Origin of the sequence: Marinobacterium mangrovicola (assembly GCF_004339595.1) — a bacterium.
GTDB lineage: Bacteria > Pseudomonadota > Gammaproteobacteria > Pseudomonadales > Balneatricaceae > Marinobacterium_D > Marinobacterium_D mangrovicola.
Window position 1 is genome coordinate 54819 of record NZ_SMFU01000014.1, and the last position, 23082, is coordinate 77900.

Consider the following 23082-nt stretch of genomic DNA (forward strand, 5'->3'; position numbering starts at 1 on the left):
TTTTCAATGGTGTGCCTTGGTTTATTCGAGTATTTTCGGGGTGCTGCAGATATCGGAATACTAATTGCTGTACTTACCGAAATGTCAATTGGATACCTATATCTTAAAAAGTGGAATATCTGTAAAAATGCCTAACAATCTGCTTTAATCGCTAGCAGGATCGCTGGGACGCAAACACATGGGCTGCGTCACTTCGTTCCTAATTTTAGCCCATATTCTCCTCCCCTAAGCAGGGCTTTATACGTCATGAAGAAAATTAAGCATCGAATTCCTGAGTGGGTAACCCGAGGAAAAACGATTAAGCAACTTATCAAAGAATTAGAGAGCTTTGAGAATCAAGATTTAGAGGTTAGGTTATCCCTCGATGATGGAGATACTCATAGTTGCATCAGCTTGGTTGCGAAGGGCTTTGACGATGAAAATAACCAATACTGCGTTCTTTCGAATTCTGAGTCCTACCATGAAAACGAGTGGCAAGACTTGATGGATGAGGCTGGTGAGAATGTATAAAAAGTCGATTATTAACTAAGAAACTTCGGAACCGGACGCGCTAAGGCACGCCGGTTATTAAGGCGTTATAAACCAGGAACTTTAAGATGAGTCTCAGTGATCTTTTACTTTACAGCGCTGCTTTCATGATGGGAGCTGTCTTCATCTTTTTTCGTAAACCGGGGGTATCCTTGGTTAAAGGTGGTCCCATATGGAAGGCAAAAGATCGCTACACCCCGCTTGGTGTAAAACTTTTCTGCGTAAGTATCGTGGTGGGAGGTGCCGGCATATACCTCACGTACTTTATCCCCACTGGCAGCATTAGCTAGCTATTCATAACGAGTCAAAGCACGCGGAAGTCGCTCCGCTCCGCCGAATGTCAGGGCGTTATAAACCAAAGTAACGAGAATAAAGTAGTATTCCCATGTATATAAATTTGACAGTAATTGGACAGTTCATAACTATCTTTGCAGCAGTTGTTGCGGTCATCAGCTACTACTTGGGCAGAAGAAAAACAGAAACGCCTGTGTTGGCTGCCGTGCTTGGGGCAGTATTTTCTATAGTGCCTATTTTCGGCCTTATTTACCTTGTAGTTTTAATGTTTAAGCGAGATCTGGTCAAAGAAGGTAAGTCCCGAGCGTAGTTCGGTTTATAATTATCATGAAGTCACAAACGTATTCAACAGACTGTTATACATTATGAGCTCAAATTACGAACCCGGATTGGAAATAATACGGAAGGCTAGGAAGGCCGGATTATTCTATAGTCCTCATATTATGACATCATTTGCCTTATGTATTGGTATAGGTATATTAATTCCTTTAATGGCTCCCGTCATTGGAATTATTTCATTTTATCTTGTTATTCTTAACATTAGGAAAATCGCTCAGATACCTTGTCCACGATGTGGAGAACCTTTCGGTTCTTCTTGGAATTATCCAATTGCCTATGGAAGCGGCACTTGCCAACATTGTGGGCTATCAATAAATGGTGAAATAACTAAAGGTAACGAATGGTAGTCTATGGTTAACGGCTCCGAGTTTTGCTTAAGTCATGTATAAAAAATACATGAAAATCGGCCAATCTGTGGGCCGAAACCTCCGCCGCTACGCAGCTACATCCCTTTATTTAAGGCGTTATAAATTACCAAAAAGGAGTTGGTACTAAAATGCGATTAATTGGAAATATAATTTGGTTTGTCTTTGGCGGTTTTTTTATGGGTCTGGCTTGGTTCCTGATTGGACTGATAGCTTTCGTTAGTATTATCGGCATACCCTGGGGCAGAGCGTGCTTCAATATTGGCTTATTCTCATTTTTCCCTTTTGGAAAAGAGGCGGTATCACGAGAGATTTCTACCGGAAAATCAGATATCGGAACGGGAAGCTTAGGACTTATCGGGAATATAATCTGGTTGCTATTTGCAGGTATTTGGTTAGCCCTAGGGCATCTTGTTTCAGCTCTGTTTTTCTTTATTACTATAATCGGTATACCGTTTGGTCTACAGCATATAAAACTTGTTAATATTGCTTTGATGCCAATAGGAAAATGTATAATTGATATTAGATAATATTTATAACAATGCACTTTTCGCCATATAGCGTGTGGCTGGGGCCTCCGCAGCTACGCTGATCCGGCCCCTAAATTAGGCATTATCGCAAATTGAGATCGAGATGACTGGAACGTACGAATGGAATCCAATGCCTCACATCTTGGACATTAAATGTCCGTGGTGTGGCAGGCATGCTGTCTTCGAATTTGGTGAAGTCGTCAGGATTACCCTGAAGAAAGATATAGCATTCTTCGAGGAAAGTGACCTATTTGAATATTATCAGTTCAAAGATTCATGTGGTCACAAATGGCATGGAGCAGTTTTTTATGCAAATTTGCATGGCGGCTCTACTGAAGCCATCCACGAACTACCTGAAGGGTACAAGCCAGAAAACTGGAATCACTCTAAGTACCTAACCAGAAGCCAGGGTACGGATCTTGGCTCGGTATCATGTGGTCATTGCCATACCAGAAAGCCATACATTTTAAATTGGCCCTATGATGCCTTTTACTCTATCAACGTCAAAAATAAAACGCTCTGGGCTTTTAATCGAGAATCAGCTGTCGATCTCAGAGATTATATTGAGTCAACTGATAGAAAAACCAGTAAATATCGGTGGGCAAGCTTCCTTTTACATATTCCAACAACTTTCAAAAAGCATAGTGTCCGCGATAGTGTTGTTAAAAAAATAAATAGGTTACTGGCATTCTAAATACTACAACAATGTGATTGAAAGCATCTTTGACGTAACGGCGCCTTCCATCCAATTCAAAGTGAGTTTTATAAGTCAATGAGTATAGATATTCACAAAATTATCGACGGTCGGACGCAAGATCATATATTGTCAATCAACAGTACCGAGTACGCCGAAATTCTTCCAGCTATCGAGCTTTACCGAGCAAAGACTGGCTTGTTCATCGATCAGTACAGCGACCTGAAATTGAGCTCCGGGGTAAAACCGCTGATTGAGTCTCTTGCAGCAAAGAGCACCGGTAGTCAGATTTACAAGTCTCTAATCTCTGTTCTCAAACAGTCAGAACTTGAGGGCTACGGCATCATTTTTATAGGCGACTGAACCAGTCAGCAAGATACTCAAAGGAACTCTAGTTGCACGTTGCTCCGTTGCCGACCATTCCTGCGCCGTCAATTGAGTTAGCCACGCGGGAATTAGGGGAACAAATTGACAAGCATACGGATGCACATTCCAACGTCTTAAATAACCATGAAAAACCTCATCAGTATTCAGGCCTTTCTCATACTTGCCACGCTTTGCTATCTTCTGGTATCCAGCTCGATTTATGGCTTCCTCTTTACACTCACCTCAGTTGTCAGCCTGTTCACCAACAGCCGCGAAGGGATCGACAGATCGGTTTTGCTGATAACACTTATCTACTGGGCGGGCATCTATTCGCTGATCAAGTTTACGATGCTGACTTACCGCCATTGCATTAACGAGACAATCAACGTCAGAAAGTACTCTCTATCACTCGTCATAGGTGCCCTGCTCACCCTTGCGTTGCTATACAAGATAAGCGTTTCAGGCTTCGCTCCATTCGAACAGGTTCTGCTGTTTGGCCTCGCACTTTGGCCTATGCTCTGCGCTATCCAGATACTCGTTTATAACAGGAAACTGTCATCCTCTGCTGAAGCTACAGTAAGGTGATAGCCGAAAGTAATGGTATGTGCCCCTCTGGGCTTTTTGCATGATCGAACGGAAAGGAGTTGGCCAGGAGTGATCAATCATAAAGAGTTCCAAAGACTGGTGACTCAACTCTATGCAACGGTCGGTGAGCTTGAGCAGATGTTCCCGGGCAGGCATTTCACTCCCGATGGTCATATGGTCGGAAGTATCGGTGAATGCCTGGTAGCCGACGCCTATGGCCTGAAGCTGATGACGGCCTCTAATAAGGGCTATGACGCGGTCACACCTGAGGGTTTGAACGTTGAGATCAAGGCAACCCAGGCGAGATCGGTAGCGTTCAGGAGCGAGCCTGAACACACGATCTGTATCAAGATCCTCCCCGATGGTACCTTCGAGGAGATCTATAACGGGCCCGGTGCTTTGGTCTGGGAGCAGTTCAAAGGCAACCCACTACCAAGTAACGGTCAGTTTCAGATCTCTCTCAACAAACTCCGGCAACTCAATCACACAGTGGCGCAAACGGACCGGGTGCCTAAAGCCTTTTAACAAGCCACTGCTGAGGATGCTCCTCTAAGGTCACCGGTATGCTTGGCATTCGGTCGTCAGAAATTATGAGGGCATCGAGGTTCCGGTCATTCCGGTTCCAGAGTTAGTGCAATACAAAAGAATCTTGGGACGCGAAGTCGATCTAATAGATATCGAAGAGTTAGCCGGTGTTTCAGCTCCTTAATCCGGCATTAGATCTTTCTATCAAGGATGCATCATGACAAAGATAACCAAAGAACAGGCCAATGAAGAGCTGAAAAAAAGGTCTCAACAGGTCACCGAAGAAGATGTCGATACGGTTCTGAACAAGCAGAAAGAGATCGAGGACAAGTTCAAAACCGGCGGTCCGCTCGGCAGATACATCGAAGATCTGAAGCTGCTGTTTGCCATCGTGAAGGACTACGTTAATGGCAGTTACCGGGAGATACCCTGGTACTCAATCGCGGCGATTGTAGCGGCGCTGCTTTATGTGTTGACGCCTATAGATCTTATCCCAGATGTGATCCCCGTTATCGGCCTTGTTGATGATGCTTTTGTTGTAGCCGCCTGCCTGTCGATGATTGAGAATGATCTTCACAAATACAAAGAGTGGAAACTAAAACAGGTATAACTGCGCACGCATTGTGCGTGGCCGCAGTTATGGTCTGAATCAGCATGATTGCCAGCTACAGAGTGCTCAAGATAATTTGTTTGGTCCGCAGAATATTGGGACAAAGCAAGAAGTCGTTATTTCGTTTTTCTTTCCCTCCAATACCCTGGCTTTCGGGAATGGTGGGCAACGGCGATGACTATCGCTTCCTCCGGTGAGTCTAAGACCAGGATATCGTAAGGGAACCGGTCGAGAACCAGGTGTTTTATACCTGAGGCTCAGCGAAGTGGAGACAGGGGGATCAGATTTTCTTCAATAATATCCAAGGCGGCATCAACAACAGCGAAGAATTCAGCGCCTAATCCTGGCTGTCTATACTCGTACCAAGACGCGGCCTCTATGGCTTCCTGCGAGGCTTCTTCCAGTATCCTTACTGATCGCCGCACCGTTTCTAGCCGATCCTCTCTCGCATTTTGGCTCGGAACTCTTCGCGACTAAGCAACTTTGCGCTGCCGCTCTCGACCTTAGAGCGGCGCTTTGAAATTTCATCCTGCCACGCTGGCTCCACTGACTCGTCTCGAGGCCTATCCAGACTTGTAATGAGCTCACAAGCGAGCTCGGCCCGTTCCGACTCGGTTAGAGTCGATATCTGAGCGCGCAGTTGGTTTAACATTTCAGCAGTCATGCTACCTCCGGCCTCGGCAATGAGATTATGCTAGCTCGATTAACTATCGGTCACAAGGCAGACAGACATGCTGTTCGTAGCCAGCCTGGCACTCGAAATCCCTTGCGGATCCAGCTGTAGTGCCCTGCTTTTTAATCAGCACACCGGCAGCAATCAATCCACTAACGCCCGCAGCCGATCCGGAAAGTCGGTAAACATCCCATCCACGCCCCAGCCGATCAGGCGCTGCATCTGTTCCGGCTCGTTAATGGTGTAGGGATGCACGATCAGGCCGTTATTGTGGGCCTGTTCGATAAAGCCCTGATCGATCACTTCCTTGCCGCGATAGATCACGTTGGGACCGAGGCCGATGGCATAGCTGGCGATCTGCTGGAAGTCTGCATCGTTCATATCTTTCGGGGCCGGTGTGGTGTCGTTCCACTCTTTCAGACCGCCCTCTTCCCGCGGTGAATACCAGAGCAGCTGTACCAGCGGGATATCGGCATTAAGCCCGTGGATCTCCTTCAGGCTGGCCTGGCTGAAGGACTGAATTACTACCGAGCCTGACTCGATCAGCCCCGCTTCATCCAGGGTTTCGACCAGCTCACGCTGCAGCGCCGGGTAGCGCTGTGGCGACTTGGTTTCGATGTAGTAGCGCACTTCATCGCCGTAGCGACCGATCACTTCATCCAGTGTCATCAGCTTTGCACCTACATAAGTTTCATCGGCACGGTCGGGATATTTCTCGTTAAACCAGGAACCGGCATCCAGCGCCTTGAGCTGTTCAAGATTATGCTCCTGCACCTTGCCCGCCCCATTGGTGGTGCGATCCAGGCTGTCATCGTGGATCACGATGATCTCGCCATCGGCACTCATATGCAGATCCAGTTCCAGATAATCGCCCCCCATCTCGCGCGCCTTGTCGTAGGCCGCCCAGGTATGCTCCGGTGCATAGCCACTGGCTCCGCGATGGGCGATCAACTTGAACGATTTCAGATCATCCAGATGGGCCTGAACGCCGCTTTCGTCTGCATGAGCAGGCAGCGGCGCGGTGAAAGCCAGCAGCGATGCCGCTAGGGCGAGGAGTGAATTCGGCGGACGGCGGTTCAAATCTCTATGCTTCATGGCGATCCCTGTCGTTAATGCATTGAAAGTGTATGGCGTTAGAGTAACCCGGTGCGGATCAGATCAAAGGCATCCAGTATCCGTGCGACAAACTGATCTTTCGGCCGAAAGCTGCTTTGGGTGCTGCGGTTCACATCCCTTTCCAGGTGATCAAGCAGCTTGTTCAGTCGCCGCTTATGCATCCCGAGACTGGCCTGAACCGGGTCGAAGATCATGCCGGACAGCGCAGCAAACGCTGCCAGTGCGGACAGCACGGTAAGCATCACACCCGCGGTAATGGTCCATGAGGGCTCCGGCGGAAACAAGCCGTAGTACCAGTTGCCGGCGGTCTCACCGAAGATAAAGTCCCGGGCGGCTAGGGTTTTCGCGACGATAGACGCCAGCACCACGCCCAGGCCGATGCCGCCGGGAGTGAATTTCTGAAAGGCAAAGGCACCCAGCACGGTGCAGGAGATGCTGTTGGTGATATCGGCGGATGCGGTGCGGGTAACCCGGTACTGGCTGAGCGCATCGGCCACCAGCGGCTCAATGGTGCGGATAAACTGGCGATGGTCGGCCGCTTCGCAGGTGTGGCGGGCGTATAACGCTTCCAGCGCCTCCAGCAGATAGCTCTCCAGCAGCTCCCCTTCTTTACCGTCATTCAACAACTCGATCAGGATCAGATCAGATATATGCTGCTGAACCCGGGTGGTAAAACCCGCCGGCACCAGCGCGGCAGCACTATACAGCCAGCCCAGCCCTTTGCGTTTTCTGGTCAGGGCTTTCAGCACAGATGCCAGTGCGTACATCGGCGCCCAGAGCAGATTAACCGGCGCACGCAGCATATCCCAGCCCAGGGCTACACGGTTGGTGGCAATCGCACCGGGGTACTGGAAATGGCGCCGGATAAACGCGGGAACCCGCGCACGGCAATCATTGAAGTAACGCTCAACACCTGAGTTGATCGCCTGTTCTATCTCGGCGCGGGAAAGCTGCTGCTCAGGCGATATCTCTGTGGGCATGATGATCGGTGTATCTCACTGCAGGTAGCCGCATTAAACCGCAAATGCGTATACCTGGCCAGAGCACTTAGAGGAGCTGATCCGGCTGGCGGGAGCAACCGAGGGTAGCGTGACGTCGCCTTTCATCACGAATCAACTGCACCACGAATCAACTTTCCGGCGTTTGCGCACTACTGCCACTATTCTTTACCAACATGTCTTTATCGGCATGCCGGTAAAAGAGTGGCAAAGCAGCTGTCCAGATAAACCACCGTCAGGAGACGCGTTATGGCTTTAATCCGATGCACGGACTGCAATCACGAGATATCTGATCAAGCCACCAGTTGCGTCCAGTGCGGCCGCCCGATCAAGGCAGAAGCAGACAGATCGAGTCCGCAGCCTTCGAGCTTTTATAGCAGCGCCTGGGCCGCCGTAACCCGTTCGAAAACGCCGATCAATCTATTTGCTCTGGCGATGATGGCCTGCGCGGCAGTGCTGGGGGTAAGCGCCAACAGCGTCAGCAACGCCTGCTCGCTGATCGCCTTCACTTATACGCTACATACTTTTCTGGCCGTTGCCGGTATGTTCTTTGTGACGCTGCTGTTCTGCCGCGCCGGTGTCTATCACCCGGATGATCTGGCAAAAGCCAAGCGGGATGGGCTTCAGGATCTAGGCAGGGACAAACCGCTGATTGCGGCGGGCCTGATCGTGCTGATGTTTTCCGCCTATGCTCTTTATCAGAACTCCCAGGGCACGCCCTCCTGCCAGGCGCCGGCAGCGGCCGAACAGAAGATTGAGAACCAAGGCAGAGCAACCAGCAGCTAACATCGAAAGACGACTAAAACCAAGCTACAGGGACCAACGGACTGAGCATGAACACCGAGGGACAAACAGGAACACTTTTCTTTTTCTGCGGCAAGATGGGCGCGGGCAAATCCACGCAGGCCAAAGCGGTCGCCACAGAGAACAACGCGATACTGATTTCAGAAGATGAGTGGCTGGCGGCGCATTACCCAAACCAGATTCAAACCTTCGATGACTACCTGGCCCTGTCGAGAACCATCAAGCCGTTTATCCAGGCCCATGTCCAAAATATCCTCGCCACCGGCACCAGCGTGGTGATGGATTTTCCCGCCAACACGGTGAACCAGCGCGCCTGGTTTAAGGCGCTATGCAGTGACGCCGATTGCGAACATGAGATGCAGTTTCTGGATCTCACCGATGACCAGTGCCTGGCTCAGGTAGCGCAGCGGCGTCTTGAGCAGCCGGAGCGGGCTCACTTCGATACCGCCGAAGTGTTCGCCCATGTCACCCGGTTTTTCGAGCCGCCAGCGGCAGAGGAAAATCTCAATATCCTGCGTATAGAGCGTGGCTGAATGAAATGGGCCCTGCTCGTTTTATCATTGATTCCGACTCTTGCCGCTGCCGAAGAGCCGCAAAAAAAGCCGCTGCAGTTCCATCTCTGCTCCGCTTTCGTTGAACAGGCTAGCCTGGGAGAGCCGAACTCTTACGGCTGGCCGGTCTTTGTAAAACTGACGCCTGCAGGCAGCCAGAGTTTTGAAACCCTGACCCAGCACCATATCGGCAAGAAGGTGGAGATACTGGCGGGCGGCCAGACTTTATTCCGCGCGCCCTTCTCCCGTCCGACCATCTCCGCTGCGGTTTCCAGTGGCGTACTACAACAGACGTTCAGCAGCCAGAAGATCGCTCACTCCTGGCTACCGATGCTGGAAAGATTACCTATCTCTCCATGCGGGCCGGCAAGCACCGATCAGGCTATTTGGGATCATTGAACCACTAAAGTGATCTTCCGAAACCGGCTCGATAGGTTCGCCGGCAATGCGGTTGGTATCTTACTCCCTCTCGCTACTCTTTTTATGGGTACTCGTTCTCGTCACTCGTTTTCGTTCAGGAAGCTAAGAGGAGATGTCTCAATAACGGGAGCACCTTTAATCCAGAGCAGATTAAACCGGTCACCCGCGCCCTTAACCATATAATGGGTCTCCCAAGCGTCTGTTATGGTGACTCGTCCCAGCATACTTCGCTCAATGGGCGTGGTGCCCTCAAAAGGGCTACTGGCCAGTTGTGCCGATAATCCCGGGAACGCGGCCGAGCGATCGAGAAGATAATAGTCATGGTTAGCGCTTTTCAGGATCACGCGCCAGCCACCGTCTATCGGAATCGCCTTGGCTTGAGCGCCCCCCTCGTTAATCTCTGTCGCTGTATCTGCCAATGGCAGCGAGACCTTAGTCGGGTTAGTCGGCGCGCGATACTGCAGAACGGCTTCCGCTTTGGCGATTTTTTCCAGGTCGGGTTTCTCCCATCCCGCCGCCAGAAAGCGGATGACAAAGTCGGCGCCGTGCAAACCTCCCGTTCCGATCTCCTCCAGTACCAGTGGGATGTCGAGAACCTCACCTTCAGCGTTGAAAAGTTCGAGTGTTTCTACCCCAATGATCTGCCCAAAATCTTCATTTGGCTGCTTATCGATATTCAGCTGAAGCTCCACTCGGCCAGCCTCCTCATCCACCGATAGCTGCCCTTCCGGGTTTGCAAACGGCGCGGTGACAGGCTCTAAAACAGGAAGCTGTTGCTGCTCGCTCGCCGTTTGCGGCAATTCCATTTCGAGAGCTTTAGTGCTGGCGATCAGCCGTGCAAGGCCTAGCCCACGTTTCAGGCTCAGTTCGACAGGAACAGACGCAGCATTATCAGCATGACGCACCGACAGCACGACCCGCACATTCGCCTGTCGGCCATGAGCTTCCACCTTCTGGCTACTGAGCAGTACCATCGACTCCACCCAACCGCCATCGCGGCTCAAGCGGACGCGCCCTTTAACGTCCGTGATCTGCGTCCTGATCCTATCAGAGCCAAGGGCAACAGCTAGTTCGGAGGCACCCGCTTCGCCGACCAGATCAACCGTGATCCCATCGCCATCCACCGCCTCTACCCTCAGGTTAAGGGGCGGCATTCCCTGGAAGCCCTGCACACTGACCTCGGCACCCTTTTGCATCGGAATGGCGCGGGTCACCGCGGGCAGCATGATCTGCTGACGCATCTGCGCTTCCATCTCTTCACCTGCTTTCTCAAGCAGTCCATCCCAGGCCTCCTCGTTGACCGCCTTGATCGTCGTCTGCGAGTCTTCAATCGTCAGATCGAACCCGGCGCTCATCAGCTCTTTAACGGCTGGGCGATTGAAGGGGCCTCTGCCCGCACTGGTCATCATGTCATAGCCATCGGAGACGCTCATAAAACGGGGCTGCGCATGGATTTTCAGGGGCACCACCCCATCAACCCGATAGCGCAGCAGGCTCTGCAGACTGACTACATCCTCATACAGCGAAGGTTCCGCCCCCTCCTCTGTGATACGCATATGGAGATCGACACGATAGTCTCGGATGTCACCAGCCTGGGGGTTAAAGCTGAGCACTTCTGGGCGGCTCAAGCGGTAGGTCAGGAAAACGGCCAGTAGTAAGCCAAACAGCAGGATCACGCCAACATAGCGGCGTGAAGGCGACTTCGGTTTCATGAATTTACATCCTTGTACATCTAGCTATCGATAAAACGAACGTTCGGCGATAAAACAAGAGTTCAGCGAGGCAAACGGCGACAGTGCCAGGCACAGCACTTTTTGACGTTTAACCTTGCAACTCCATTGCTTACCCCGGACCGCATTCAGGAACGCGGCGACCGGTTCGAGCCCTTCTGTTACATCCCTTGTTCTCAGGCCAGGCAGTTAACGCGAGCGCTGGAGTCTAAACAGCCAGTTTTTGAATCACAACCGGAGCAAGGAGATCAGCGGTCATAGCGCCAGGCGCGGGGTAAACCTCAACCGCGCTTTCCATTACACCTGCGACCGGTCATAAAAACTCCCTAATCAATACGTTACATGACGCTTTTCTTCATACACCCATCACTTACATGGTCTAAGCTGATCTGGTGTGCTCATTTCAAAGAAAGGAATCTTGCGCTGGAGAGAACACCAAGCCGACTCTCTATCGCTAGGCGGTAGTTCCTAATTATTCGCAAATGGAATAGGAATGATTCGATGGGTATCAACTTCACCCTGCGATTTACCCGCGCCCGTTTGGCCGTGTTGATCGCCGCCGCGCCTTTAAGCCTGTTCGCCACCGCCCAGGCCGCGGAAACGGCCATGGCCGCCCGAGATGGCCAGGCTGTGTTGCCCTACGCCGAGCAGAAGTTCTCCGGCAACCTGGGCACCACCTACAAGGACGCAGACGCGCCCCAGTTCCCCAAGCCGATCACCGCCCCCGAAGGTGCCCCGAACGTGCTGCTGGTGCTGCTGGATGATGTCGGCTTTGGCCAGTTTGCGGTGACCGGCGGCGAGGTACCCTCGCCCTCGCTGGACCAGCTGGCAGAAGAAGGCGTCACCTTCACCAACTTCCATACCACGGCGCTCTGCTCGCCCACCCGTGCGGCACTGCTGACCGGACGCAACCATAACGTGTCAGGCACCGGCGTTATCACCGAGCTGGCTACCGGTTACGACGGCTACACCGGCATTATTCCCAAGGACACCGCCACCGTTGCCGAGGTGCTGCGCCAGAACGGTTACGTGACCTCCTGGATCGGCAAGAACCACAACACCCCGATCTACGAAACCAGCAAGGCCGGCCCGTTCGATCACTGGCCCAACGGCCTGGGGTTCGATTACTTCTACGGTTTCATGGCCGGTGATACAAACCAGATCCGCCCCTACCTGTTTGAGAACCAGACTCCCATAGGCACACCGGAAGAGGATGACTACTTCCTCAGTGTCGATCTGGCCGACCACACCATCAACTGGCTGAAAGAACTGGAAGCGATCCAGCCGGACAAACCCTGGTTCGCTTACCTTGCGCCCGCCGCAACCCACGCCCCGCACCAGGCGCCGAAAGAGCTGATCGACAAGTTCAAGGGCAAGTTCGATATGGGCTGGGATGCCTACCGTGAGCAGGTCATCGCGCAGCAGAAAGAGATGGGTATCATCCCTAAAGACACCGATCTGACGCCACGCCCGGAAAGTCTGCCAGCCTGGGACAGCCTGAGCGCGGATCAGAAGAAGCTCTACGCCCGCATGATGGAGGTGTTCGCCGCCTATGGCGAACATGTGGACCAGGAAGTGGGCCGTGTGCTCGATTACGTTAAAACCCTGCCCGATGCCGACAACACAATGATTATCTATATCGTCGGCGATAACGGCGCTTCAGCCGAGGGCGGCCTGGATGGCACGCTGAACGAGAACGCCTTCTTTAACGCTTACCTGATGACGCCGGAAGATATGCTGCCGCGTATCGACGAGATCGGTACCGAACTGCACTTCAACCACTTCCCGGCTGCCTGGGCCTGGGCCATGGGCACTCCGTTCCAGTGGACAAAACAGGTAGCTAGCCACCTGGGCGGCGTGCGCAACCCGATGGTGGTCAAATGGCCGGAACGCTATAACAAGGGCGGCGAGATCCGTCGGCAGTTCCTGCATGTCATCGATATCGCGCCGACCATTCTCGCAGCAGCGGGCGTTGCCCAGCCACGTAGCGTCAACGGTACGGTTCAGACACCGATCCAGGGCAAGGACTTCCTCTCCACGCTGGTGGATGCCGACGCCCCGGAAATTCGTACTACCCAGTACTTCGAAATGGTTGCCAACCGCGGTATGTATCAGGATGGCTGGTGGGCCGCGTCCCTCTCCTTCGAGCCTTGGGACCCGGTGCGCGGTGACTTCGATCCGTTCACGGCCGACTGGGAACTGTACAACCTGAAAGAAGACTTCTCTCAAGCTCATGACGTGGCCGCCGAAAACCCAGCCAAACTGGAACAGATGAAGGCACTCTGGTGGGCCCAGGCCTCCGCCAACAAGGCGCTGCCGCTGGACTGGCGCGGCGCCGAACGCTTCAGCGCCGAGTTTACCGGCAAGCCCAACCTGGCAAGCGGACGTGACGAGTTTGTCTACCAGGGCCCGCTGACCGGCCTGCCGGAATCCTCAGCGCCGGATCTGAAGAACAAATCGTTCAGTGTCAGCGCCAAGGTCAACGTGGCAGAGAAAGCCAACGGCATGATCTTCACCCAGGGCGGCAACACCGGCGGCTGGGCGTTCTACCTGAAAGACGGTGTCCTGAAGGTTGCGCACAACTACATCGATGTTGAGGTTTATACCGTCGCGAGTGAAGCCGAGGTTCCCGCCGGCGAACATGAGCTGAAGATGGAGTTCAGTTACGAAGGTGGCGACGAAATGGGTAAAGCCGGCTCGGTCAAACTGATGATCGATGGCCGCAACGCCGGTAGCGGCACCATTGAACGCACCACACCGTTCAAATACTCGCTGTCGGAAAACCAGGATATCGGCGCCGATACCGGTACCCCGGTGACCTACGACTACACCCCGCCGTTCACCTTCCAGGGTTCTCTGGAGCAGGTGGTGGTTAACCTGAAGAAATAAGCTGCTCAGCCAAACACCAGACATAAAAACGGGCCTGCCGGTAACGACAGGCCCGTTTTCTTTTCATGTAATGATCAGGCCACGCCCGCATCACAGGCTTCACTTTCCAGCAAAGTCGGTTGCGCCAAAATCCGCTCGGCCAGCTCCACAAAGCCGAAGCCACCGTTCGCGCTGGTGATAAACCTGGGTTTGTGGCTCAGGCTCTCCAGAAACGGCTGGATGTTGGCCACGCCCACGGTGTTGCTGAACTGTTCGAACATCGCCACGTCGTTACCGGAATCGCCGATAAACGCCACCTCCTGCTCGGCTATCAACCGACCCTGCTGAACAGACTCCTGCTCCAGCCAGGCCATCGCGGTGCTGGCCTTGTCGTAATCGCCGAGCCAGGCGTTGATATGGATGGAGCTCAGCCGCGCCTGAACGCCGGACTGATGCAGGAGGTTCAGCAACAGATGACGCTGCTGTGATGTCAGGTTCTGCTCCTGTCCCACATCGAAGGCTATATCGGTTTCGCGGTAGGTCTGATCGACGGTCATCCGCGCAAAACCCAGCTCAGCGAGCAGCTCCTCCTGCACCTCCAGCAGGCGCGCCCTGTTGGCTGTACGCTCCTCCTGCGACTGCATATAGCGGCGCTGCACATGGCCGTTGCTGTCCTTTTGCATCCAGAAGGCACCGTTCTCACCGATGACCGCCGCCACGGGCCAGGTTCTGACAATACAGTCGCACCAGCCGGCGCAGGCACCCGTAACGGGAATCACCTGAACACCGGCCTTTTGCAGCTGTTCCAGCGCATTAAAGGTTGCAGCGGGCAGTCGCCCTTCCCAGGTCAGGGTATCGTCCACATCGGTAAACAGGTAACGCACGGAATGCTCCAGCTGCGCCGGCAAGGGGCTTGGCAGGGTTGAACGGTTTACGGGCATATCAGGGTTCCAGAGTCAGTATCAAAGGCTGGTGATCGGAAAGATCGGTGGCGGTATCAACGTAGAGATCGAGGGCATCTACATTCTGCAGCCAGAAGTAATCGCGGCAGTGCGGCCCTTCTGGCCATTGCGCGCTGTCGAAAATGCCACAGGTGGGCGCATGGTCAGACTCAGGGCTCAAGCTACGCCAGGCATCACGCCAGCCCTGTTCGCTGATCCAGCCGTAATGATCGGAGCGGGAGTCCAGGTTCAAATCGCCGCAGATCAGCGTGCGCCCAGTGATAAAAGGAGCGGCAAAAATACCGGCCGCCCTTGCGCTCTGGCGCTCCTGCTCTATTCGTGCCACCTGGTGAACGCGGTTGAGATAATCGAGTTGTCCCATTCGTTCGGCGCGATCATGAAACGCCAGGTGCGTATTCAGAATACGCAAAGGCGCGCCTCCGCATTCAAGCAGCGTTTCCACGGCGCAACGGGGCGTGCGCAGCTCATTGCCCACTGAATCTGCGGCAATGCCCGGCAGCACGTGCACGCGCGAATCAAGCAACGGCAGACGGGTCAGCGTCAGGTTGCCGAACTCGCGCCTCGTATCTTCGGTCTCCCCTGGCCAGCTGAGCGCCGCGCCCCAAACCGGAGTGTGATCGGGAAAAGCCTCGATCAACGCCTGCAACTGATCCCGCTGGCCCGCTGCCGTGTACTCGGGGAAATAGCGCGCGATCTCCTGCAGACAGATAACATCCAGCTCGCCCTGCTGCTTGAGGTAGTCACTGATACGCTGAATATCGATCACTCCATCGCAGCCGCGACCGCTCTGGATATTCCAGCTGAGTATCCGTATCGGCTGGTTCATCATTTCAGCCCCGCATACATGAACGACTGCACAAAGCGGCGCTGGAACAGCAGGAAGATCGCCAGCAGCGGGCCGATGGCGATCAGCGTGCCGGCACAGATTACCGGCCAGTCCACGCCGGATTCCGGCGCACCGAAGATCGCCATGCCCACGGTCAGCGGCCGGCTGCTTTCGGTGTTGGTCACCACCAGCGGCCAGAGGAAGTTGTTCCAGTGGTGACTGATCGATACAAGGCCGTAAGCAAGATAGGTCGGCTTGGCCAGCGGCACGTAGACCTTCCAGAGCACGCCCAGGCGGGAGCAGCCTTCCAGGCGGGCGGCGTCTTCCAGCTCCTGGGGTACGGTTTTGAAGGTCTGGCGCAGCAGGAAGATACCGAAGGCACTGGCCATATAGGGCAGGCCCACACCGATGTGGGTATCGATCAGGTCGATCATCGACAGGGTGCGGTAGTTCTCAACGATCAGGATCTCCGGCATCACCATCAGTTGTAGCAGTACCAGGGCAAACACCAGCCCGCGACCGCGAAACGGCATCCGCGCCAGGGCATAGCCGGCCAGGGTGCAGAGGATCAGCTGAAAGGTAAGGATCAGCCCGGTGATGATCACCGTGTTGAGCATATAGCGCATAAACGGCGCCTGGTTCCAGGCGGTAACAAAGTGCTCCCCAGTCAGCGGTGCAAACAGATCGAACCGGGTAGCGTATTCCGCCGGGTGCGTCGCCGCCCAGAAGGCGTAAAGCAGCGGCAAAATCCAGAGCAGCCCGAGCAGCCAGGCGGCGGAAGTCGATAAAGCGTGAGTAAAGCGAGCCATGATCTGTTCGCCCTTAACGATAGTGGATACGGCGTTCGAGCACGCCGAACTGCAGCAGCGCCAGTAGGATCAGCATCGCCAGCAGCACCACGGTCAGCGTGGCCGCGTAGTTGGCGTCGAAGAAGCTGAACGCATTTTCGTAGATGTAATAGAGCAGCAGGTTGCTGGCGTTGTTGGGGCCGCCTTTGGTCAGGATGAACAGGTGGTCCACCAGCTTGAACGCGTTGAGCACGGCGTTGACCAGCACAAACAACGTGGTCGGCATCAGCAGCGGCAGCGTCAGGCGGCGAAAGCGGTACCAGCGGCTGGCACCTTCCAGCGCGGCGGCATCGTAGATATCACGATCCAGCGCCTGCAGCGCCGCCAGATAGAAAATCATAAAGAAGCCCGCCTCTTTCCAGATGGTCATCAACATCAGGCTTGGCAGCGCCCAGTCGGTATCGCCCAGCCAGTTGATCCCGGCGACGCCAAACCAGCCCAGTACCTTGTTGAACAGGCCGATCTCGGGGCTGTAAAAAAACAGCCAGATATTCGCCACGGCGATCATCGGCAGCATGGTCGGCGTAAAGTACGCCAGGCGCAGCGCACCGCGTCCACGAATCTTGCCGTTTACCCAGAGCGCCATCGCCAGCGCCAGCACCATAGAAGCCGGCACGGTCACCAGCGCATACCAGAGGTTGTTGCTCAGCGCCTGCCAGAAGACATCGTCATCCAGCATCATGCGGTAATTATCGAGCCCGGCGAACTCCTCCGGTTCGCTCCCCCGTGCCGGGTAAAACAGCGAATGCCAGATGGTGGTCAGCGCAGGGATATGGGTGAATGCCATCAGCATGGCTAGCGCAGGAAGCAGCATCAGCCAGGCGTGCAGCCATGACAGTCGTTTCATCTCTATTGCCTTGAAATGGATCGGCCAGGCCCGTAATACCGGACCCGCAATGCAAAGCCGTGGCACCTGCTCTTAATACGTGCGAGGTGCCACGGCCTGGTTTTGGATCAGTAGCGGGACAGGATGCGTTTCGCCTGGTTCTGGGCAGAATCCAGCGCCTCCTGCGGCTCAGCCTGACCGTTCAGTACGGACTGGATCGCATCATCCAGCAGTTTGCGGACACGGCCGGACTGGTGAGTCGACAACTCTGCAGTGGCGTACTCCAGCTGGTCGCGGGCCACCGCTGCCGGCGGGAACTCCGATACGTACTGTTTGAGGATGTCGGTTTCATAGGCTGCCGGGCTCACACCCATGTAACCGGTGTCCTTGCTCCACAGAGCCGCCTGCTCCGGTGAGGTCATAAAGCGCACCAGTTTCAGTGCCGCACGACGCTCATCCGGGGTGGCATCCTTGAACAGGTAGAAGTTGCCGCCACCGGTGGGTGAACCGAAGTTTTTGTGGGCCGGCAGGAAAGCGACGCCGAAGTCGAAATCGGCGGCGTTCTTAACGGCGGTCAGGTTGCCGGTGGAGTGCCACATCATGGCGGTTTTGCCTTCCAGGAAGTTCTGACGCAGGGTGCCCCACTCGATGGTGCCTTCCGGCATCACGTTGTATTTGCTGCCCAGGTCTTTCCAGTACTGTAGCGCCTCAACCATCTCCGGCTTGTTGAAGTAAGTCTCGTTACCGGCGCTATTCATCAGATCCGCGCCGTTCTGCTTGGCCAGCGCGCCAAACATCCAGTACGGATAACCGGTGGACGGAATCATCGCGCCCCAGCGCTCCACATTGCCGTCGGCATCTTTCTTCACCAGTTTCTGACCCATCGCGGCCAGTTCGTCCCAGTTCTTCGGCGGATGTTCCGGGTCCAGCCCCACTTCGCGGAACATATCCTTGTTGTAGTACATGACGATAGTGGAGCGCTGGAACGGGATGCCCCAGGTGGTGCCATCCACTTTGCCGTTCTCCATCAATGCCGGGTAAAAGCTGTCCAGCCACTGACGCTCCTCATCGGTCTCCACCACGTCGTCGAAGGAGACGATGGCATCCAGGTCTTTCAGCTCATGCACGTCGATGGAGAACATCACCGACAGCTGCGCCGGTTCGCCGCTCTTCAACGCCGCCAGCGCTTTCATACGAGCATCGTTGTAGTTACCGGCGTAGATGGCGTTGACGTCGATATCCGGGTTCTGCTGCTCAAACTGCTCGATCATGCCGTCCACTACCTGTGTCAGCGGGCCGCCCACCGATACCGGGTAGTACATGGTCAGTTCGGTCTGGGCCTGGGCCGCAGTAGCCGCCAGTGAAGTAACAGCGATAGCCAGCAGTCGCTTGCCTTTATGCAGCTTGCCTTTATCCAACATGGGAAGACTCCGTTTTGGAGGGGTTATTTAAAGAAGAGCTTGATGGTTTGGTTGAGGGTGACGCTAAAGAGGAATCGAGACGCTGCCCGCTCGCCTTGTCGAAGCGGTGCTCATGCTCCGGCTGCCAGCCGAGTTTCAGCTCCATACCGATCGGCAGCACCTGATGGCCGGGCTTGCGCAGCTTGACGATCTGGTTGCCGAACTCCGGCAGCTGCGCATCGATAATGGTATCGGCGCCGTGGTAATCGCAGCCGGCGACACGCGCACTCATGCCCTGCTCAGCGGTATAGACATGTTCCGGCCGTACGCCAAGCAACGTAACGCCCTGCTCTATCAGGTTCATCGGCGGGTTACCGATAAAGCGCGCCACAAAGGTGTTTTCGGGCCGGTTGTACAACGCTTCGGGGGTGCCTTCCTGGGCCAGTTCGCCCTTGTTGAGCAGCAATATACGATCCGCCATGCTCATCGCCTCGACCTGGTCGTGGGTCACATAGAGCACAGTCATCCCCAGTCGCTGCTGCAAAGCGCGCAGCTCGGCACGCATCTCGTTGCGCAGTTTGGCATCGAGATTCGAGAGCGGCTCATCCATCAGGCAGAGCGGTGCTTCCGCGACGATCGCCCGCGCCAGCGCCACACGCTGACACTGACCGCCGGAGAGCTGCCCCGGCTTTTTGTTCAGGTGCGCACCCAGATCCACCAGCTCTGCCACCTGCTTCAGGCGGCGCTGGCACTCATCGGCCGCCACGCGGCGTGCCTTGAGACCAAACAGAATGTTCTCGGCCACGCTCAGGTGTGGGAACAACGCATAGGACTGAAACACCATCGCCAGCCCGCGTTTGCCCGGCGCCAGATGCGTAATGTCCCTGTCGTTAAGACTGATAACCCCGGAGGTTGGCTCTTCGAGCCCGGCGATCATTTTCAGCGTGGTGGATTTACCGCAACCGGACGGCCCCAATAGCGCCACGAACTCGCCCGGTTCGATGGAAAAGTTAAGCTCACTGACCGCCCGGGATTCGCCCCAGGCCTTGCAAAGCCCCTGAACCTGCAACTGGCTCATGCGCTCTCTCCTGTTTCATGGCCGGAGGTACAGATCACCTCCGTGTGCTTGTCACGCAGCAGCGCCTCCACCGGATCCGGCAGGTGATCGGTCACGAACAGATCCACCTCATCGAGAAGGCCGGTGCGGATCGGGGCACTGCGCAGATATTTGCTGCTGTCAGCCACCAGCACGCGCTGGTCGCTGCAATCGAGAATCGCCCGCGACAGGTGGGACTCCTCCAGCGAGAAGTCCATCAACTCGCCGTTTTCCGACAGGCCGCCGATGCCAAAAATGCCGAAGTTGACCTGGAAACGGCGCAGAAAACGGGTGGTGTCCTCCCCCATCACATCCTGGTCCGAGGGGCGGATTCGGCCACCGGCGATCAGGGTTTCGATATTGGGATTGCGGCACAGGGTCAGCGCCACGTTGAGGTTATTGGTCACCACCTGCAGGCCGGGATGACCCAGCAGCGCCTGCGCCACCTGCTGCGGCGTGGTACCGATGCCAAGAAACACCGACGCTCCTTCCGGCAGGCGATCGGCCACCGCCTGGGCGATGGAGCGCTTGGCATCCAGGTTGATCACCTGGCGGTTGCTGAACGAGAGGTTGCGGTTCTGCCGCGGCAGCGTGATACCGCCGTGAACCCGTTGTACCAATCCCTGGTTACTCAGCTCGTTGAGGTCCTTGCGGATCGTCTGTACCGAAACATCGAAAGCATCGGTCAGCTCGGTGCTGGTAAGGTTACCGCCCGCCTGGTTAAGAAAGGCCAGGATGCGGTTTTGTCGTTCAGATAAGCTCATTGAGTTTCGTTCGAACCTTATTACTACTGCTCAGCAGTGCGATTTAGCTTCGAACGAAATTATCGGGACGATTGATGACAGTGCGGCAACGCGCGGATGACAGAAACGCTAAGCTTTTATTTCGAAAGAGTTTCGGTCATGAGACGCACCATTGAGCGCGGCCAGGGTACAGGTGGATTGTGATAGGTGGGCTGTAAGAGGTGCGTTGATATAAACGCTGAAGTGGACAGAGGGATTTCCGCTGGGGCTACGCACTGGAGCCCCAGCCTGTGTGTTCCGGTTTCACGCGCCGTGAACCCGCTTCAGATCCAGCAGCGCGCAATCCACCAACCCGAACAGCTCGTTAATGGCGCAGGTAGCCTGATCGAAATACTGTTTGGCCTCTATGCTGGGTTTATCGGTCGTCAGCAGTTCGCGCTCCAGGCTGGCCAGCAACCCCTTAACCGCCTCGCGACAGGCGTCGAGCTTGCGCTTATCGGAAAAGCGCTGCGCCAGGTGCTCGAAGGCCAGGTCGGAGAGTTCGGTAATCTTCTGATGCAGGAAGCGCAGACGCACACGCTGATCAGCACTGCTCTGCCGCCTAGCGGCGATACCCGTCCCCAGGGCACGCGCCTGCCCGCTCCATTCGGCAGTCTGGACCACCTCATGCCAGATGCAGACCAGGTAACCCAGCTCTGCGTGATCGGCACTAAGATCCTTCTCCGCGTAGATATCTTCAATCAAAAAGATGGTATCGCTAATGATCCTGTTGTGCGCTATCAGGTTCACCGACGGATCACGCCCCTGAATCTTGCGTGCCTCCTGCCACTGGCGGGCCAGAGACTGCCAGGTGTCGGCATGAGTGCTGCCGAGAGTTTTCGCATTGCTGATACTTCTATCCAGGCGGTCGCAGATACTGGTGACCTCCTGGCGCAAGCTTTTATCGCCACAGAGCAGACCGTTACTCAGCCCGCGGTGACGCTGCAGATCGGCTAAAAGCGCACGCAGCACCTGCAGTTGCTCGATGTTGCCGTGCAGGTGCCGTCTGCGACGCCCCCTGAGACGAAGATGCAACGCGACCAGCAGAACAAAAACCAAAGGCAGTGCGAGCAGAAGTATTTCGCTCACGAATACTGTGTCTAAGCCGTACATGGTTATGACTCCGTAAGCTGTGCAAGGTGGTGAGAGATAGCGCGGGCCTGATCGGCGGCGCTGAGATTTTCGCTGTTACCCCGGGAGACCTGCTCGGTCAGCGCGGCAATTTCCGCCACCGCCTGACTCTGCTGTTCGGTGCTGACCGCCACCTGTATCACCCGGTGGGTCAGGTCTGAGGTTCGCGCCTGAACCTGCTCCAGTAGCATCCTCACATCGTTTGAACCGGACAGGCTCTGCTCCGCCCTCTGCGACAGATCTGACATGCGCTGCTCTACCGCCTCAATATGCTGCTGCACAGTATCGATATTAGTGGCGATACCGGAGGCAGACTCCTGGCAATGCATCGCCAGGCGCCGGACCTCATCCGCCACCACGGCAAAGCCTCGACCGGTCTCGCCGGCGCGGGCCGCCTCGATGGCCGCGTTGAGCGCCAACAGATTGGTCTGGTCGGCTATATCGTGAATCACCACCGACATATCGTTGATGCTGCGGGAGTTCTCACGCAACTCCTGCATCAACTGACTGGTACTGGCGGCCTGGGAGGCCATGGCAGCGATCCGCTCAATCAGCGTTTTAAGCTCTGCAACGCCCTGTTCCAGTTGCTCGCTGGCTTCGCCACTGCTCTGCCGGGATGCATCCGCCAACTCCGCCACCTCGTGCAGCCCCACATTCAGTTCTTCCACCGCCGCGGAGGCGGTCCCTGCCGCATCGTTCTGTCGCTCGGCACTGCGGGTCACCCTGACGGCGCTCTGCTCCAGTTCATGGGAGGAGTGAGAGATCTCATCCAGTCGCTGTTGCAGCCCCTGATGCGCTCTCTGCGAACGGCTCAACAAGCGCTGAATGCAGAGCCCCAAAGGCTGCAACAACAGGCAGTCAGCACCCGGCGCAACACTGCGCACCGACAGATCAGCGCGCGCTTCACACTGATCAAGCAGACTGCGAATCTCGCGGGACATCTGCCAGAGCACCGCCACGCTCAGGTAGGCTGATAGGCTGAACAGCACTGAAGCCGCTGCCGGTAATAGCGCCAGCTGGTTGCAACTCAACCCCAGCAGCGCAAATAGCACCACCAGCCAGACCACCCCCCTGAGGCCGACCAGATGCAGTAGCAAAAAAGCCGGATAGGTTAACCCGCCCATGAAGCTCCCTCTCAAAAATAAAAAAGCCTTCGAAAGATCTGCCGCGCCGTGCGCCGGTGATCTCCCGAAGGCTTCTTTGCCTGGAATAATT

At 55.2% G+C, this 23082-nt stretch carries 23 protein-coding genes and 1 pseudogene; 11 read left to right on the plus strand and 13 right to left on the minus strand.

The window, feature by feature from the left end; translation table 11 throughout:
* The first annotated feature begins 246 nt into the window (after nt 1-246).
* From CLV83_RS21150 to CLV83_RS22815, 7 genes and pseudogenes are all read left to right on the plus strand, one after another.
* Entirely contained in the window at nt 247-510 is a 264-nt protein-coding gene (locus CLV83_RS21150) for a hypothetical protein (protein ID WP_132297573.1), read from the plus strand.
* A gap of 1147 nt (nt 511-1657) precedes the next feature.
* Nucleotides 1658-2056, plus strand: coding sequence for a YccF domain-containing protein (locus CLV83_RS21160; RefSeq protein ID WP_132297579.1), 399 nt, complete (start codon nt 1658-1660; stop codon nt 2054-2056).
* 103 nt (nt 2057-2159) lie between these two features.
* The gene (locus CLV83_RS21165; RefSeq protein ID WP_207894982.1) at nt 2160-2750 is read left to right on the plus strand and encodes a hypothetical protein; all 591 of its coding nucleotides are present in this window, start codon (nt 2160-2162) and stop codon (nt 2748-2750) included.
* Nucleotides 2751-2828: 78 nt separating this feature from the next.
* Nucleotides 2829-3113, plus strand: coding sequence for a hypothetical protein (locus CLV83_RS21170; RefSeq protein WP_132297585.1), 285 nt, complete (start codon nt 2829-2831; stop codon nt 3111-3113).
* Between the two features lie 147 nt (nt 3114-3260).
* Nucleotides 3261-3701, plus strand: coding sequence for a hypothetical protein (locus CLV83_RS21175; RefSeq protein ID WP_132297588.1), 441 nt, complete (start codon nt 3261-3263; stop codon nt 3699-3701).
* 69 nt (nt 3702-3770) lie between these two features.
* On the plus strand, nt 3771-4226 hold the full coding sequence (locus CLV83_RS21180; RefSeq protein ID WP_132297591.1) for a DUF6998 domain-containing protein: 456 nt from the start codon (nt 3771-3773) through the stop codon (nt 4224-4226).
* Nucleotides 4227-4653: 427 nt separating this feature from the next.
* Nucleotides 4654-4767, plus strand: a pseudogene (locus tag CLV83_RS22815) (YkvA family protein); the annotation flags it as partial.
* Nucleotides 4768-5266: 499 nt separating this feature from the next.
* Here the strand turns inward: CLV83_RS22815 and CLV83_RS21200 are convergent.
* The 3 genes from CLV83_RS21200 to CLV83_RS21210 form a co-directional block, all read right to left on the minus strand.
* On the minus strand, nt 5267-5500 hold the full coding sequence (locus tag CLV83_RS21200) for an addiction module protein (RefSeq protein WP_132297594.1): 234 nt from the start codon (nt 5498-5500) through the stop codon (nt 5267-5269).
* A gap of 153 nt (nt 5501-5653) precedes the next feature.
* A complete protein-coding gene (locus CLV83_RS21205; protein ID WP_132297597.1) occupies nt 5654-6604 on the minus strand; it encodes a glycerophosphodiester phosphodiesterase in 951 nt (316 codons plus the stop codon).
* Between the two features lie 38 nt (nt 6605-6642).
* Nucleotides 6643-7605, minus strand: coding sequence for a DUF6635 family protein (locus CLV83_RS21210; protein ID WP_132297600.1), 963 nt, complete (start codon nt 7603-7605; stop codon nt 6643-6645).
* Nucleotides 7606-7872: 267 nt separating this feature from the next.
* On the opposite strand from CLV83_RS21210, the gene CLV83_RS21215 reads away from it, so the two are divergent.
* Genes CLV83_RS21215 through CLV83_RS21225 form a run of 3 tightly spaced genes read left to right on the plus strand, consistent with a single transcriptional unit; the run spans nt 7873 to nt 9377 of the window.
* The gene (locus tag CLV83_RS21215; protein ID WP_132297603.1) at nt 7873-8409 is read left to right on the plus strand and encodes a hypothetical protein; all 537 of its coding nucleotides are present in this window, start codon (nt 7873-7875) and stop codon (nt 8407-8409) included.
* A 47-nt stretch (nt 8410-8456) separates the two neighbouring features.
* Nucleotides 8457-8960: a P-loop nucleotide/nucleoside kinase family protein gene (locus tag CLV83_RS21220; RefSeq protein WP_132297606.1), complete on the plus strand. Its 504-nt coding sequence runs from the start codon at nt 8457-8459 to the stop codon at nt 8958-8960.
* On the plus strand, nt 8961-9377 hold the full coding sequence (locus tag CLV83_RS21225; protein WP_132297609.1) for a hypothetical protein: 417 nt from the start codon (nt 8961-8963) through the stop codon (nt 9375-9377).
* Between the two features lie 101 nt (nt 9378-9478).
* Here the strand turns inward: CLV83_RS21225 and CLV83_RS21230 are convergent, their stop codons facing one another.
* Entirely contained in the window at nt 9479-11110 is a 1632-nt protein-coding gene (locus tag CLV83_RS21230; protein ID WP_132297612.1) for a hypothetical protein, read from the minus strand.
* Nucleotides 11111-11629: 519 nt separating this feature from the next.
* On the opposite strand from CLV83_RS21230, the gene CLV83_RS21235 reads away from it, so the two are divergent.
* Nucleotides 11630-14017 (plus strand): arylsulfatase, encoded by a 2388-nt coding sequence (locus CLV83_RS21235; protein ID WP_207894983.1) that lies wholly within the window; start codon nt 11630-11632, stop codon nt 14015-14017.
* A gap of 74 nt (nt 14018-14091) precedes the next feature.
* On the opposite strand, the gene CLV83_RS21240 is transcribed toward CLV83_RS21235, so the two are convergent.
* The 9 genes from CLV83_RS21240 to CLV83_RS21280 all read right to left on the minus strand — a co-directional run bounded on the left by CLV83_RS21240 (nt 14092) and on the right by CLV83_RS21280 (nt 22991).
* Entirely contained in the window at nt 14092-14937 is an 846-nt protein-coding gene (locus CLV83_RS21240) for an HAD-IIB family hydrolase (RefSeq protein WP_132297615.1), read from the minus strand.
* Nucleotide 14938: 1 nt separating this feature from the next.
* A complete protein-coding gene (locus CLV83_RS21245) occupies nt 14939-15787 on the minus strand; it encodes an endonuclease/exonuclease/phosphatase family protein (RefSeq protein WP_132297618.1) in 849 nt (282 codons plus the stop codon).
* The gene (locus tag CLV83_RS21250; RefSeq protein WP_132297621.1) at nt 15784-16593 is read right to left on the minus strand and encodes a carbohydrate ABC transporter permease; all 810 of its coding nucleotides are present in this window, start codon (nt 16591-16593) and stop codon (nt 15784-15786) included. Before CLV83_RS21250 ends, CLV83_RS21245 begins: the two co-directional genes overlap by 4 nt.
* A 13-nt stretch (nt 16594-16606) precedes the next feature.
* Nucleotides 16607-17479: a carbohydrate ABC transporter permease gene (locus CLV83_RS21255; protein WP_132297624.1), complete on the minus strand. Its 873-nt coding sequence runs from the start codon at nt 17477-17479 to the stop codon at nt 16607-16609.
* A gap of 107 nt (nt 17480-17586) precedes the next feature.
* Nucleotides 17587-18879, minus strand: a complete 1293-nt coding sequence (locus CLV83_RS21260) for an ABC transporter substrate-binding protein (RefSeq protein WP_132297627.1) — start codon at nt 18877-18879, stop codon at nt 17587-17589.
* Nucleotides 18869-19936 carry an ABC transporter ATP-binding protein gene (locus CLV83_RS21265; protein ID WP_132297630.1) on the minus strand — a complete coding sequence of 356 codons (1068 nt, stop codon included), beginning with the start codon at nt 19934-19936 and terminating at the stop codon, nt 18869-18871. Before CLV83_RS21265 ends, CLV83_RS21260 begins: the two co-directional genes overlap by 11 nt.
* Nucleotides 19933-20718 carry a DeoR/GlpR family DNA-binding transcription regulator gene (locus tag CLV83_RS21270; protein ID WP_132297633.1) on the minus strand — a complete coding sequence of 262 codons (786 nt, stop codon included), beginning with the start codon at nt 20716-20718 and terminating at the stop codon, nt 19933-19935. Before CLV83_RS21270 ends, CLV83_RS21265 begins: the two co-directional genes overlap by 4 nt.
* Nucleotides 20719-21000: 282 nt before the next feature.
* The gene (locus CLV83_RS21275; RefSeq protein ID WP_165900374.1) at nt 21001-21825 is read right to left on the minus strand and encodes a nitrate- and nitrite sensing domain-containing protein; all 825 of its coding nucleotides are present in this window, start codon (nt 21823-21825) and stop codon (nt 21001-21003) included.
* 26 nt (nt 21826-21851) lie between these two features.
* Nucleotides 21852-22991: a methyl-accepting chemotaxis protein gene (locus CLV83_RS21280; RefSeq protein WP_132297639.1), complete on the minus strand. Its 1140-nt coding sequence runs from the start codon at nt 22989-22991 to the stop codon at nt 21852-21854.
* Nucleotides 22992-23082 lie beyond the last annotated feature (91 nt).